Source organism: Streptomyces sp. NPDC057654 (assembly GCF_042800135.1).
GTDB lineage: Bacteria > Actinomycetota > Actinomycetes > Streptomycetales > Streptomycetaceae > Streptomyces.
Genome location: NZ_JBHVHQ010000025.1, coordinates 1 through 14809 on the forward strand (window position 1 = coordinate 1; position 14809 = coordinate 14809).

Annotated in this window: 10 protein-coding genes and 1 pseudogene; 8 read left to right on the plus strand and 3 right to left on the minus strand. The window is 72.1% G+C overall.

The genetic code is table 11. The features are described from left to right. Positions 1–252, minus strand: a 252-nt coding sequence (locus tag ACFU99_RS04230) for a winged helix-turn-helix domain-containing protein (protein WP_384385478.1), incomplete at its 3' end; no start/stop codon positions are given. Positions 253–408: 156 nt separating this feature from the next. Between ACFU99_RS04230 and ACFU99_RS04235 the strand changes: the two genes are divergently transcribed. From ACFU99_RS04235 to ACFU99_RS04255, 5 genes are all read left to right on the plus strand, one after another. Further along, the gene (locus ACFU99_RS04235) at positions 409–1635 is read left to right on the plus strand and encodes an amidohydrolase family protein (RefSeq protein WP_384385481.1); all 1227 of its coding nucleotides are present in this window, start codon (positions 409–411) and stop codon (positions 1633–1635) included. Between the two features lie 105 nt (positions 1636–1740). Beyond that, complete coding sequence (locus ACFU99_RS04240) at positions 1741–2655, plus strand: TIGR03619 family F420-dependent LLM class oxidoreductase (protein WP_384385524.1); 915 nt, start codon at positions 1741–1743, stop codon at positions 2653–2655. Between the two features lie 141 nt (positions 2656–2796). Continuing rightward, on the plus strand, positions 2797–3585 hold the full coding sequence (locus ACFU99_RS04245) for an SDR family NAD(P)-dependent oxidoreductase (protein ID WP_384385528.1): 789 nt from the start codon (positions 2797–2799) through the stop codon (positions 3583–3585). Positions 3586–3725: 140 nt separating this feature from the next. Beyond that, a complete protein-coding gene (locus ACFU99_RS04250; protein ID WP_384385484.1) occupies positions 3726–4853 on the plus strand; it encodes an LLM class flavin-dependent oxidoreductase in 1128 nt (375 codons plus the stop codon). Between the two features lie 120 nt (positions 4854–4973). Continuing rightward, a complete protein-coding gene (locus tag ACFU99_RS04255; protein ID WP_384385487.1) occupies positions 4974–6716 on the plus strand; it encodes an amidohydrolase family protein in 1743 nt (580 codons plus the stop codon). A 63-nt stretch (positions 6717–6779) separates the two neighbouring features. Here ACFU99_RS04255 and ACFU99_RS04260 read toward each other — a convergent pair whose 3' ends face one another. Both ACFU99_RS04260 and ACFU99_RS04265 read right to left on the minus strand, forming a co-directional pair. Next, a complete protein-coding gene (locus ACFU99_RS04260) occupies positions 6780–8357 on the minus strand; it encodes a glycosyltransferase family 39 protein (protein WP_384385489.1) in 1578 nt (525 codons plus the stop codon). Next, entirely contained in the window at positions 8354–9868 is a 1515-nt protein-coding gene (locus ACFU99_RS04265; protein WP_384385492.1) for a CehA/McbA family metallohydrolase, read from the minus strand. The genes ACFU99_RS04260 and ACFU99_RS04265 overlap by 4 nt, the downstream gene beginning before the upstream one ends. Before the next feature lie 285 nt (positions 9869–10153). Here ACFU99_RS04265 and ACFU99_RS04270 point away from each other — a divergent pair, with 285 nt between their 5' ends. From ACFU99_RS04270 to ACFU99_RS04280, 3 genes and pseudogenes are all read left to right on the plus strand, one after another. Then, the gene (locus tag ACFU99_RS04270) at positions 10154–11014 is read left to right on the plus strand and encodes a TIGR03619 family F420-dependent LLM class oxidoreductase (RefSeq protein ID WP_384385495.1); all 861 of its coding nucleotides are present in this window, start codon (positions 10154–10156) and stop codon (positions 11012–11014) included. A 214-nt stretch (positions 11015–11228) separates the two neighbouring features. After that, positions 11229–13829 carry a bifunctional FO biosynthesis protein CofGH gene (locus ACFU99_RS04275; RefSeq protein WP_384385498.1) on the plus strand — a complete coding sequence of 867 codons (2601 nt, stop codon included), beginning with the start codon at positions 11229–11231 and terminating at the stop codon, positions 13827–13829. A 306-nt stretch (positions 13830–14135) separates the two neighbouring features. Beyond that, positions 14136–14809: pseudogene (locus ACFU99_RS04280) on the plus strand (hypothetical protein); the annotation flags it as partial.

Below are 14809 nucleotides of genomic sequence, written 5' to 3' on the forward strand. Positions count from 1 at the left end.
GCCGAAGACCTTGCGCAGCCGGGACGCGTACGTGCGCAGGGCGGCGAGCGCCGCGTGCGGGGGTTCGTCGCCCCAGAGGGCGTCGACGAGTTCGGCCGCGGTGGCGGTGCGTCCGCCGCGCAGCAGTAGGGCGGCGAGCAGCGCGCGCTGCTGCGGTGATCCGGTGTTGAGCTGCTCGGCGCCGCGCCAGGCCCGTACGGGCCCGAGCACGGTGAAGCGCAGCGGCTGCCGGTGCCCTGTGTCGCCGGCCATGGTGACCCCCTGCCTGTGCTGCTTGGTCGCACCGGTCAGTTTGCCTTGTCCTTGCCCTTCGCGGCAGGGGGGGACAGGGCGTCTGCACAATGCCTGCCAGAGTTGGCCGCATCCCAATAGCTGACGGATCGTCAGATCGGCGCTACCGTGACAGCCATGGAGAGCTTCCCGAAGATAATCTCGGTGGATGACCATACGGTTGAGCCCCCCAGCGTCTGGCGGGACCGACTCCCGAGGAAATACCACGACATAGGCCCCCGAATCGTCCGGGCTCCGCTCAAGGAAATGACCTTCGTCGGCGGCAAGTTCGCCCCCACGATGGGCGCCCCCGGGGACGACGGGCCGATCGCCGACTGGTGGGTGTACGAGGATCTGCACCGTCCGCTGACTCGGCTGGATACCGCCGTCGGATATGACAGGGACGACATCAAACTCGAAGGCATCACCTACGAACAGATGCGTCCCGGTTCGTACTCCGTGCCCGAGCGGCTGGCCGACATGGACGTCAACCACGTCCAGTCGGCGCTCTGCTTCCCCACCTTTCCGCGGTTCTGCGGGCAGACCTTCACCGAGGCGAAGGACCGCGAACTCGGGCTGCTGGGCGTGCGCGCGTACAACGACTGGATGGTCGAGGACTGGTGCGGCCCGGCGGCCGACGGCCGGTTGATCCCGCTGACCCTGGTTCCGCTGTGGGACGCCGAGTTGGCGGCGGCGGAGGTGCGGCGCAACGCCGCGCGCGGCGTGCGCGCCGTGTGCTTCAGCGAAATCCCGCCACATCTGGGGCTGCCCTCCATTCACACGGACGAGTGGGACCCCTTCCTGCGGGCGTGTGACGAGACGGGGACGGTCGTCGCGATGCACATCGGCTCCTCCAGCCGGATGCCGTCGACCTCCGCGGACGCGCCCCCGGCGGTCGGCTCGACGATCACCTTCGCCAACTGCTGCTTCTCGATGGTCGACTGGCTGATGTCGGGGAAGTTCGACCGCTTCCCGAACCTCAGGATCATGTACGCGGAGGGCCAGATCGGCTGGATCCCGTACATCCTGGAGCGCGCCGACGTGGTGTGGGAGGAGAACCGTGGCTGGGGCGGCGTCGCCGACAAGGTGCTCAGGCCGCCGTCGGAGCTCTTCGCCGACCACGTGTACGGCTGCTTCTTCGACGACGCCTTCGGCCTGAAGAACCTGGACGCGATCGGCGTCGGGAACGTCCTGTACGAGACCGACTACCCGCACTCCGACTCGACCTGGCCCCGCTCCCGCGAGGTCGGCGAGGAGCAGATGGGCCACCTCGCGCCCGACGTGGTCGAGCGGATCGTGCGCGGCAACGCCATCGAGCTCCTCGGGCTGGCGCCCGACGGGCGGTGGGCAGAGGCCCGGCGGTAGAGCGTTTAGAACGGGGAGAGCAACTGAAGAGGAACAGAAGTGTGCTGAGGAGGCGGAGTGGGTAACGGGCTGTGGATTCTTCCGGAAGGGCGGCTCGCCTACGGGATGCAGCTCCCCGTCCAGGCGCGGAGTCCGGTCTTCGCGGAGCCCTGGGAGGCCGACGCCGGACCCGAGGACCTGGTGGCGGTCGCGCGCGCGGCGGACCGGCTCGGGTTCACGTACATCGCCTCGTGCGACCACGTCGCGATCCCCAGGCGGCTCGCCGACGCGATGGGCACCGTCTGGTACGACCCGGTGGCCACCCTCTCCTATCTCGCGGCGGCCACCGACCGCGTCCTGCTGCTGAGCCACGTCGCGGTCGCCGGGCTGCGCCACCCGCTGATCACCGCCAAGCAGTACGCGACCCTCGACCGGCTCTCCGGCGGGCGGCTGGTGCTCGGAGTGGGCGCCGGGCACGTACAGGAGGAGTTCGAGGCGCTGGGCGTGGAGTTCGGCGCGCGGGGGGCCGTGCTCGACGAGACCGTGGACGCGCTGAAGGCGGCGCTCGGGCCGGAGGAGTTCCCGGAGTTCGCCGGGGAGCGGTTCGCGTTCGGCGGGCTGGGGCAGGCCCCGCGGCCCGCCAGGCAGCCCCGGCCGCCCATCTGGGTGGGCGGCTCCTCGCCCGCCGCGGTACGGCGCGCGGCCGTACGGGGCGACGGCTGGCTCCCCCAGGGCGACCGGCGCGACCAGCTCCCGGCGAAGATCGCCACGCTGCGGGGGCTGCGGGAGGCCGCCGGGGTCGCCGAACCGGCGGCGATCGGCGCGATCACCGAACCGCTGTACGTGGGCGAGCCCTCCTGGGACGTCGGCCGGCGGACGCTGCGCGGCAAGGGCGGGGCCCTCGCCGAGTCGCTGCGCGCGTACGGGGCGATGGGCGTGCACCAGATCCAGGTGCGCTTCCGGTGCCGGGACCGGGCCGAACTCCTCGATCAGATGGAGGCGTTCGCGGCGGAGGTGGCACCGGGGCTGGACGCCGCCTGAGGCTTTTGCACCACGAACCCGGGGCCGCCGCCCCGGTCGCTGCCCCTCGGCCGCCCTCGGCTGCCGGAGGGGCTGGAACCGCCCGGCCTCCGCGGTGGACGGCTGGGCCACCGTGACGCCATGGAGGCGGATATGGGCAAGATGGGCAAGTTGGCCGGGCGCGTGGTGCTCATCACGGGCGCCGCGCGCGGGCAAGGGGAGCAGGAGGCGCGGCTGTTCGCCGCCGAGGGCGCGAAGGTGGTGCTCGCGGACGTACTGGACGAGGCGGGCGAGGCCGTGGCCAAGGATCTCGGCGAGGGCGCGGCCCGGTACGTCCATCTGGACGTGCGCGACGAGGCCCAGTGGGTGTCCGCCGTCGCCGCGACGAAGGCCGCGTTCGGGAAGCTGGACGGGCTCGTCAACAACGCGGGCATCCTGCGCTTCAACGAACTGGTGAACACCCCGCTGGAGGAGTATCTCCAGGTGGTGCAGGTCAATCAGATAGGCGCTTTTCTCGGGATGAGGGCGGTGGCGCGCGAACTGGAGGCCGCGGGCGGCGGGACGATCGTCAACACGGCCTCGTACACGGCGGTGACGGGCATGGCGCTGCTGACCTCGTACGCGGCGACGAAGGCGGCGATCGTCGGGATGACCCGCGTCGCCGCCATGGAGCTGGCGGACAAGGGCATCCGCGTCAACGCCGTCTGCCCGGGGGCCGTCGACACCCCGATGACCAATCCGGCGCAGCTCGATCCGGGGGCGGGGGACGCGGAGGCGATGGCGGCGGCCGTGGCGGAGCTGTACCGCAAGGTGGTGCCGATGGGCCGGATCGGGCGGCCGGAGGAGGTGGCCAGGCTGGCGCTGTTCCTGACCTCGGAGGACTCCTCGTACATCACGGGTCAGCCGTTCGTGATCGACGGCGGCTGGCTGGCGGGCGTGTCGGTGTTCTGACCCTTGCGGCCACGATTATCTGATGGTCCGTCAGGTATTGACGACTACCCTGCCCGGTGCCACAGTCGACCGTAATCCGAAATCTGACGGAGCGTCAGAAGAGTAGCGGGGCGACCCCCGCGCCCCTGGAGGAGAGAACCTTGGAATTCGGGCTCTTTGTGCAGGGATATGTGCCGGCCCGCCGGGCGCAGGCCGATCCCGAGGCCGAGCACCACGCGCTGATGGAGGAGACCGAGTACGTCATCCAGGCGGACAAGTCCGGGTTCAAGTACGCCTGGGCCTCCGAGCACCACTTCCTGGAGGAGTACTCGCACCTCTCCGCCAACGACGTCTATCTGGGATACCTCGCGCACGCGACGGACCGCATCCACCTGGGCTCGGGCATCTTCAACCCGCTGCCCCAGGTCAACCACCCGGCGAAGGTCGCCGAGAAGGTGGCCATGCTCGACCACCTCTCGGGCGGGCGCTTCGAGTTCGGCAGCGGGCGCGGGGCGGGCAGCCACGAGATCCTCGGCTTCATACCGGGCGTCACCGATATGAACTACACCAAGGAGATCTGGGAAGAGACGATCGCCGAATTCCCCAAGATGTGGCTCCAGGACGAATACCAGGGGTTCCAGGGAAAGTTCTGGCAGCTGCCGCCCCGCAAGATCCTGCCGAAGCCGTACGGGAAGTCCCACCCCGCCATGTGGTACGCGGCCGGGTCCCCCTCCTCGTACGCCATGGCGGCCAAGAAGGGGCTCGGCGTCCTGGGGTTCAGCGTGCAGAAGGTCGCGGACATGGAGTGGGTCGTCGACTCCTACAAGAGCGCCATCAAGGAAGCCGAGGCCATCGGCGACTTCGTCAACGACAACGTGATGGTCACCTCCACGGCGATCTGCGCCGAGACCCACGAGAAGGCCGTCGAGATCGCCGTGGGCGGGGGACTCAACTACCTCCAGTCGCTGCTGTTCCGCTACCACGACACGTTCCCCCGCCCCGAGGGGATTCCGGAGTGGCCGGAGCTGCTCCCGGAGTACAGCACCGAGATCATCGAGCTGCTGATCGCCGAGGAGCTGATGATCTGCGGGGACCCGGACGAGGTGTTCCGGCAGTGCAAGCGGTGGGAGCAGGCGGGGGCGGACCAGCTGTCGTTCGGGCTGCCGATCGGGGTCTCGCACGAGGACACGATGAACACGATCCGCCTGATAGGCGAACACGTGATTCCGAAGATCGATACGGACCCGGTGCACCGGACGACGCGATTCCGGCAGTCGTCGGGGGTGTGATTCCCCGACGCTGAAGCACCGCCCATGGACGCCGGGACGGCGTCTCCCGGACCGCCGTCCCGGCAACCTGCCGAACGTTCGCGAACCGAGTGCCGAGAACCCGAGAAGGGGACCTGACGCATGCTCGACCACCTCATCCGCTCAGCGACCGTCGTGGACGGTACGGGCGCGCCCGCGCGCGTGGCGGACCTCGGCATCCGTGACGGCCGGATCGCGGTCGTCGCCGAGCCGGGCGCCGTCACCGAGGAGGCCCGTACGAGCGAGGACGCGTCGGGCCTGGTCCTGGCGCCCGGATTCGTCGACCCGCACACCCACTACGACGCCCAGCTCTTCTGGGACCCCTACGCCACCCCGTCCCTCAACCACGGCGTGACGACCGTCGCCGGCGGCAACTGCGGCTTCACCCTCGCCCCGCTCAACCCGGCCCGGCCCGACGACGCCGACTACACGCGGCGCATGATGAGCAAGGTCGAGGGCATGTCCCTGGCGGCGCTGGAGGAGGGCGCGCCCTGGACGTGGTCCGGCTTCGGGGAGTATCTGGACGCCCTGGACGGGCGGATCGCCGTCAACGCGGGCTTCATGGTCGGGCACTGCGCGCTGCGCCGGTACGTCATGGGGCCCGACGCCATCGGCGGTCAGCCGGACGAGAAGCAGCTCGCGCGGATGCTCGAACTCTTCCACGAGGCGATGGACGCGGGCGCGTGGGGCCTGTCGACGACGCAGTCGTCCACCCACTCCGACGGCGACGGCAAACCCGTCGCCTCCCGGCACGCGCGCCCGGACGAACTGCTCGCGCTCTCCCGCGCGGTCGGCGAGCACGAGGGGACGCAGCTGGAGGCGATCGTGGCGGGCTGCCTCGACCAGTTCGCGGACGACGAGATCGACCTCCTCGTGGACATGACGGCCGCCGCGGGGCGGCCCCTCAACTGGAACGTGCTGACCATCGACGCCGCCGTCCCCGAACGAGTGCCCCGCCAGCTCGTGCCCAGCGAGCGGGCCCGCCGGGCGGGCGGCCGGATCGTCGCGCTGACCATGCCGATCCTGACACCGATGAACATGTCCCTGGGCACGTTCTGCGCCCTCAACCTCATCCCCGGCTGGGGCGACGTCCTCGCCCTGCCGGCGCCCGAGCGCATCGCGAAACTCCGCGACCCGGACGTACGGGCCACGATGCTGCGCCGCGCCGACAGCAAGGAGGCGGGCGTCTTCCGGCGGCTGGCGAACTTCGGCCGGTACGTCATCGGCGACACCTACTCGGCGGCCAACGAGGGCCTGAGCGGTCGCGTGGTGCGCGACATCGCCGCCGAACGCTCGCAGGAGCCCTTCGAGTGCCTGGTGGAGATCTGCGCCGCCGACGACCTGCGCACCGTCCTGTGGCCGATGCCCACCGACAACGACCCCGACAGCTGGGAGCTGCGCCGCAGCACCTGGGAGCACGAGGACGTCCTGCTCGGCGGCTCGGACGCCGGGGCCCACCTGGACCGCATGTGCGGCGCGCCCTACACCACCCGCTTCATCGGGGACTGTCTGCGCGGCCGCAAACTCGTGTCCCTGGAGCGCGCCGTCCAGATGCTCACCGACGAACCGGCCCGCCTCTTCGGCCTCCGCTCCCGCGGCCGCATCGCCGAGGGCTACCACGCCGACCTCGTCCTCTTCGACCCCGACCGTATCGACGCCGGCCCCGCCACCCTCGTCCACGACCTGCCGGGGGACAGCCCCCGCCTGGACTCACGCGCCCTGGGGATCGTGAGCGTCCGCGTCAACGGCGTGGAGACCATCCGCGACGACGTGGTGACGGGAGCGGTGCCCGGGACCGTGCTGCGGTCGGGACGGGACACGGCGACGGTGGACACGCGCGCGTAGAGACGTAATCGCGCTCCTTATGCGGGCCGCGGCCCCCTTATGCGGGTCGCGGCCCCTCGGTTGCTACGCCCGCTTCGACGCCCGTACCAGCAGCACCACCCGTACGTTCGCGAACCACTCCACCCGGGCCGGGCGGTAGCGGTCCCAGAGGAGGTCTTCGGTGCGGGAGGGCATGCTGTCGGTGCCGTCGCCGCTGCGGTCTGTGGAGACGACCCAGATGCGGCGGAAGCCGTTGGCGCAGGGTTCCGGGTCCTGGCAGTCGTCGGGTGCGTAGCGGCCCAGGCGGCGGGCGGAGTGGCCGGTGAAGACGTCCGTGGGGCGGGTGCGGGCGGGGAGGTGGCGGAGTTCGTAGGCGAGGGCTCGCGGCTCGTCCCCGTTGCCGCTGTAGGCCAGGCCGTCGCCCGGCCGGGACCGGTCCTCGACCATCGTGGCGGCGCGGCGGAAGTCCGGTTCGCCGGGGTGGCGGCGGGTGACGTGGCGGGTGTGGTCGAGCGCCGAACACGCCGCCAGTACCGGCACCAGGGCCGCCGTCGCGACGGCCACCGCGCGGCGGCGGGTCGCGTACGGGCCGAGCACCCGCACCGCGCCGCACGCCGCGAGCAGCGCCCAGGCCGGGAGGGTGAACAGGAGGTAGCGCTCCTGGAAGAGGTGGAGTTCGCCCGTGGTCGCGGCTGTGACGGGCAGCGGCAGCAGCGCCCACAGCGCGAGCGGGCCGATGCGGTCGCGGGCGGCCACCAGGGCCGCCAGCGCGCACAGCAGGCCCACCGCCGCGACCGCCGGGGAGCCGAAGAGCAGGTACGGCATCGTCACCATGGACCGCCAGCCCGTGAGGTTCCAGCCGACCTGATCGGTCTGGCCGCCCCGTACGCCCAGCGCGACCAGCGGCAGTACGGGCAGCAGCCCGCAGCACGCCGACGCCGCCCATGCCGCTGTCCGGCGGCCCCTTCGTGCCCCTGTACGTGCCCACGCCAGGTGTGCCGGGAGCAGCGCGGCCGTCACCGGGTGCGCGAGGACGGCCGGCGCCAGGCAGGCCCCGTACAGCAGCCACCGGACGAGCCCCGGCCGGTCCAGCGCACGGAGCAGCGCCAGCGTCGCGGCCACCGCGAACAGCGCCGCGAACGCGTACGGGCGCGCCTCCTGCCCGTACTGCGCGGCATTCGGGGCCAGCGCCAGGAGGACGCCCGCGACCACCCCTGTACGCGCGTCGAACAGCCGCCGTCCCAGCAGCGCGGTCAGGGCGCCCGCCGCCCCCATGGCGACGGCGGAGGGGAGCCGGAGCGCGGTGGCGGAGTCGCCGGCCAGGGCGGTCCAGCCGTGCATGAAGACGTAGTACGGGGCCAGCAGGGCGTCCGTGTGGTGCAGCAGGCGCGACAGGTCGGCGTGCGGGAGCGTCGCCGCCCACCACGTCGCGTACTCGTCGTGGTCCAGCGGCCGACGGCCGATGCCCCACAGACAGACGCCCAGGACGAGCAGGCCGACCAGCGCCGGGGGCAGCAGGTCGCGCAGCGGCCCTGTGGGCGGCGTATCGGACAGAGGTTCCGGCTTCGGTTCCGGCTCCGGCGCGAGGACCACGAGCCCGAGGGCCTCGCTCTCCTCCGCCGGTTGTTCCGTTCCGAGCGGCGTCCTCTCCTCGGCGCTCACTCCTCCCGGCCGAGGAAGATCGGGTTGGTCATCGCCGCCATCGCGCCCGGCAGCCCGGACGCGCCGCCGTCCGTCGGCGCGTGGCGCACCTCGGCGCGTACGTACGCCGCGTACGAGGCCGTGGTCGCCCACTCCACCGCGCCCGAACCGGAGCCGGGCAGCGGAGCCGCGAAGAGCTGCCCCTGGTCCGTCACGAACGCGGCGGTGCAGCCGGGCGCGCCCGTCACCTCCAGGCGCACGGTGATCTCGGCGTCATGGCCGACCTCCAGGCGCCCGCCGATGCCCGCGTGCGCGCCCCGGCCGCCCGACGCCGTGAACCTCAGGTCGATCGCCGACGATTCGGAGATCCAGCTGCGGCCCGCCCGGATGCCCTCCTGGATGGCTGTGCGGGAGAGGTCGTCGGCGAGGACCACGGTCTGCGGGAGGCCGACCGGCTGGGGCTCGCGGTGGGCGTCGCTGTTGCCCATGGCGGGCAGCCACGGCCGGCGGTGCCGCACCGACGCCACCAAGGTGTTGTCCCACTCGGCGATGGAGACCTCGTCGTCCGGGGTGTACGGGCCGTTCCAGACCTCCACCGCGTCGGCGTCGGTGAAGCCGAACTTCCAGCCGCAGCCGATGCACGTCGCGTGCGGATGCGCGGGCACGGCCAGGCCGCCCGCCTGCCGGATCTTCCGGGCGAAGCGGCCGAACGCGTTGTCGCGGGCGCGGTAGCGCCAGTCGACGAAGACACCGGGGTCGGTGCCCAGCGCCACCACGTGGCCGTTGCGCGTGGTGATCTCCTCGCCGGTGAGGATCAGCAGGTCGTCGCCCCACAGACCCTGCCACGCGCCGTGCGCGGACGTGGTGTTGTGCTCGGTCGTCGTGATCCAGTCCAGGCCCGCCGCGCGGGCCGCCGCCGCGATCTCGGCGGGGGTGCGCTTGCCGTCCGAGTAGACGCTGTGCAGATGGTTGTCGCCCCGGTACCACGTACGGCCGCGCCCTTTAGCGCGCTGCGGCGGATAAACCTGTTCCGGGGTATCGCCTGTCGGCCCGTACCGGAGCGTGACCGTCACGCTGTACTCCATGCCCTGCGGCGCGACCGTGTACGGGCCGAGCGCGACGTGCCAGGTGCCCGCCCGCACCGGGCCGGGTAGGTAACCCGGCGTCGCCTCCGCCGCGCTGATCGCGAACTCCGTGCGCGCGCCGCCCGACCAGCCGCGGAAGCCGCGCCCGCCGAGCCCCGTGCCGCGCTCGTCGAAGATCCCGATGTCGCAGGCGTTGCCCTGGGTGCCGGGCGGCACGGCGGGCTTGTCGTACGTATAGGACACGGCGAGCTCGCGGACGCCGGACGGCACTTCCACGGGCAGGTAGACGAAATCGGGGGCGCCGGTCGGCAGATGACCGGTCACACGGCGGACCTCGTCGGCGCCGGGGGCGCGGTCGGCGGCTTGGGCGAACTTCACGGGATCGAGCGTAATTGCGCCGGTAGCGCCCGCGATAGCCGCCATCTTGAGAACGTCGCGCCGTTGCATACGGACCCCCTGCGTCGGAAGTGTCGCGAGGACACCGTTGTACGCCCGGGTGGCGCGCGGGGGAACGGCTCCGGGACGGCGAGTTGCGGTCCGGCGGAGGGCGCGTGGCCCGGGTGACGGCCTCCGGCAGGGGTGTGGCGGCGGCCTGTCCGGGACAGGCCTTCCCTACGTTTCCTGCGTTCCGTGTGACGCCCCTTGGGCATACCGTGAGCGCGGCGCCCAGGGCCGTCCCTTTGCGCGGCCGCCCTCCCATGGCCGCCGTTCCCCTGTGTCGGAGGTGTTTCAGTGCGGATCGCCACCACGATTTTCCTGACCGACGAGACGATCAGCCCGGTACGGCTCGCGCGCGAGCTGGAGCAGCGCGGCTTCAACGGCCTGTATCTCCCCGAGCACACCCATATACCCGTCAGCCGCGACACCCCGGCCCCCATGGGGGAGCCGCTCGGCCGCGAATACGGCCGCTCCCTGGACCAGTTCGTGGCGCTCAGCCAGGCCGCCGCGGTCACCGAGCGCCTCACCCTGGGCTCCGGGATCACCCTGGTCGCCCAGCACGACCCCATCGACCTGGCCAAGCAGGCGGCCACCCTGGACTTCCTCTCCGGCGGCCGGTTCACGCTCGGCATCGGGTACGGCTGGAACGTGGAGGAGGCCGCCGACCACGGGGTGACATGGTCCACCCGCCGGGAGCTGGTACGGGACCGGATGGCGCTGATGCGGGCGCTCTGGGCCGCGGAACCGGAGCCCTACGAGGGCGAGTTCGCGTCCGTACGGGCCAGCCTCGCGCACCCCAAGCCGGTGACCCCGCCGCGCGGGCGCGCCGGAGCGAAGCCGCTGACCGGGCCGCGCACGCTGGTCGGCGGTGCGGCCGGGCCGAAGCTCTTCGCGCACATCGCGGAGTACGCGGACGGCTGGATGCCCATCGGCGGCGGCGGTCTGACGCAGTCGCTGCCGGTGCTGCGGCAGGCGTGGCAGGACGCGGGGCGCGAGGGGGAGGGGCCGGAGGTCGTCCCGTGCGGGGTGTTCCCCTCGGAGGGCAAGCTCGCGCACTACCGGGATCTGGGGGTGTCCGAGGTCGTGCTGGAACTGCCGTCGGCGGGGGAGGCGGAGGTGCTGCGGACCTTGGACGAGTACGCGCAGTATTTGTGACGGTGAGGGCGGTGAGGGCGGTGAGGGCGGTGAGGGCGGTGAGGGCGGTGAGGGCGGTGAGGGTGTTGCGGGCGTTGCGGGCGTTGTGCCTATGACATACGGAATCGTGCCCTCCGGGACACCTGGAGGGCACCTCCGCCTGACGTGATCAGCTCCACACAAACAGCGCGCCCATCGCCGTCTCACTGTCAGTGCCCGCTCGTATCCTCAAAAGATGACTTCGAGCGCGCAGGTACCCGACCAGGCCGCACCGACCGCCAACGCCATGCGGCGTGCGCTCAAACGGGCCCGCGACGGGGTGGCCCTGGACGTTTCCGAGGCCGCGGTGCTGCTCCAGGCGCGCGGCGACGACCTGAAGGACCTCACCGCGTCGGCGGGCCGGGTGCGCGACGCCGGCCTCCAGGCCGCGGGCCGCCCCGGCGTCATCACGTACTCGCGCAGCGTCTTCATCCCGCTCACCCGGCTCTGCCGGGACAAATGCCACTACTGCACCTTCGTCACCGTCCCCGGCAAGCTGCGCCGCGCCGGACACGGGATGTTCATGTCCCCCGACGAGGTCCTCGACATCGCCCGCCGCGGGGCCGAACTGGGCTGCAAGGAAGCGCTCATCACCCTCGGCGACAAGCCCGAGGACCGCTGGCCCGAGGCGCGCGAATGGCTGGAGGCCGAGGGATACGACGACACCATCGCGTACGTACGCGCCATGGCGATCCGCATCCTGGAGGAGACCGGACTCCTCCCGCACCTCAACCCCGGCGTCATGTCCTGGACCGACCTCCAGCGGCTCAAGCCCGTCGCCCCCTCCATGGGCATGATGCTGGAGACGACCGCCACCCGCCTGTGGTCCGAGCCCGGCGGCCCGCACTACGGCTCGCCCGACAAGGAGCCCGCCGTCCGGCTGCGCGTCCTGGAGGACGCCGGCCGCTCCAACGTGCCGTTCACCAGCGGCCTCCTGATCGGCATCGGCGAGACGTACGAGGAGCGCGCCGAATCCCTCTTCGCGCTGCGCAAGACGGCCCGCGCCTACCACGGCATCCAGGAACTCATCATCCAGAACTTCCGCGCCAAGCCGGACACCGCGATGCGCGGCATGCCGGACGCCGAGCTCTCGGACCTGATCGCCACCGTCGCCGTCGCCCGGCACATCATGGGCCCCGCCGCCTGCCTCCAGGCCCCGCCGAACCTGGTGGACTCCGAATACGCCCAGCTCATCGAGGCCGGCATCGACGACTGGGGCGGCGTCTCGCCGCTCACCCCCGACCACGTCAACCCCGAGCGCCCCTGGCCCCAGATCGACGAGCTGGCCGAGCGCTCCGCCGCCGTCGGCTTCGAGCTGCGCGAACGGCTCGCGGTCTACCCCGAGTTCATCCAGCGCGGCGAGCCCTGGCTGGACCCGCGGCTGCTCCCGCACGTACGGGCGCTGGCCGACCCCGAGACCGGCCTCGCCCGCCCGGACGCGGTGGTGGAGGGCCACCCCTGGCAGGAGCCCGACGAGGGCTTCTCGCTGGGCGCCTCCGGCCGTACGGACCTGCACCACACCATCGACACCGAGGGCCGCACCACCGACCGGCGCGACGACTTCGACGACGTGTACGGCGACTGGGAGGCGCTGCGCGAGGCGGCGGCCCCCGGCATGGTCCCCTCCCGCATCGACGCCGACGTCCGCTCCGCGCTCTCGGTCGCCGCCGACGACCCGACGCGGCTCACCGACGACGAGGCGCTGGCGCTGCTGCACGCCGACGGCCCGGCGCTGGACGCGCTCTGCCGCATCGCCGACGACCTGCGGCGCGCGACCGTCGGCGACGACGTCACGTACATCGTCACCCGCAACATCAACTTCACCAACGTCTGCTACACCGGCTGCCGGTTCTGCGCCTTCGCCCAGCGCCGCACCGACGCCGACGCGTACACCCTCTCCCTCTCGCAGGTCGCCGACCGCGCCGAGCAGGCGTGGGAGGTCGGCGCGACCGAGGTCTGCATGCAGGGCGGCATCCACCCGGACCTGCCGGGCACCGCCTACTTCGACATCGCGCGCGCCGTGAAGGAGCGCGTGCCGGGCATGCACGTGCACGCCTTCTCCCCGATGGAGATCGTCAACGGCGCGTCCCGTACGGGCATGTCGATCCGCGAGTGGCTGACCGCCGCCAAGGAGGCCGGGCTCGACTCGATCCCCGGCACCGCCGCCGAGATCCTCGACGACGAGGTCCGCTGGGTCCTGACCAAGGGCAAGCTCCCCGCCGCCACCTGGATCGAGGTCGTCAAGACGGCGCACGAGCTGGGCATCCGCTCGTCCTCCACGATGATGTACGGGCACGTGGACCAGCCGCGCCACTGGCTGGGGCACTTCCGGACGCTGGCGGAGATCCAGCGGGAGACGGGCGGTTTCACCGAGTTCGTCACCCTGCCCTTCATCCACACCAACGCCCCCGTCTACCTCGCGGGCATCGCCCGCCCCGGCCCCACGACCCGCGACAACCGCGCGGTCACGGCCATGGCCCGCGTCCTGCTGCACCCGCACATCACCAACATCCAGACCAGCTGGGTCAAGCTCGGCACGGAGGGCGCGGCCGAGATGCTCCGCTCCGGCGCGAACGACCTCGGCGGCACGCTGATGGAGGAGACCATCTCCCGGATGGCCGGTTCCTCCTACGGCTCGTACCGCTCGATCCAGGACCTCGTCGCCATCGCGGACACGGCGGGCCGGCCGTCCCGGGTCCGTACGACGATGTACGGCGAGGTGCCGGAGGAGCGGCAGGCGGCGGCGCTCGCCTCGGACGGGCACTTGCCGGAGCTCCTGCCGGTGCTGGGGGAGTAGCGGCGGTTACGGTTCCGTTGCCGGGCGCAAACTGGCTGGAAACCGACGGGTGCATAAGGTGTGCGGATGTCTTGGCCGCAAAATCCCCAAAATCCCCAACAGCCCGATCAGCCGCAGCAACCGCAGCAGCCCCCTCAGCAACCACCGCAACCCCCTGCGCAACCGCCCCAGTCTCAGCCGCAGTCGCCGCAGCAGCCACAGGGTTTCGGCCCGCCTCCGGTGTGGGGGCCGGGGGCTCCGGCGTACGGTCCTCCGGGCCAGACGCCGGGCCACGCGCCCGGCCCCGGCGGTCCCGGCGGCCCCGGCATGGGTGTTCCGGGACCCGGTGTTCCGGGACTCGGCGTCCCCGGTCCCGGCGGCCCCGGTGCTCCGGGTCCCGGTTCGCAGCCGCCCGGCCGTAACAGCAAGAAGGGGCTGCTCGCGGCGGTCGGGGCGGTGGTGGCGCTGGCGGTCATCGGCGGCGGGGTGTACCTGCTGACCAGCGGCGGCGACGACGACAAGAAGTCGGACGAGGCCAAGGACAAGCCGAAGTCGTCCGCCTCCGCGTCCCAGGACCCGGCCGGCGGCGGGAAGGGCGGCCCGTCTGGCGCGCCGTCGGGCAACCCCGCCGAGGGCGCGGGCGACAAGCCGATGGTGACGGGCTGGCAGACGCAGTTCCGCGACGAGCACCATTTCCGCTACGACGTGCCCGGCAAGGCCGAGAAGTGGCAGACCTTCTCGCCGGACCAGGCCCTCGCCTACAACGACGACCAGGGCAAGCCGATCGTCGTGATGACCGGCACGTCCAGCTACCGCGAGGGTGGCTGCGCCTCGGCCGCGAACCCCAAGGCGTTCGGCGAGGCGGGCAAGGGCCAGCTCGCCACCGTCGGCACGACCGGCGGCGGCAAGGTGGGAGCGCTCCCCGAGAACGCCCGTAACTGGGCCGGGAACTGGGGCTTCGCCGCGTACGGCGGCCCCGCCAACAAGCCGAAGATCAAGGT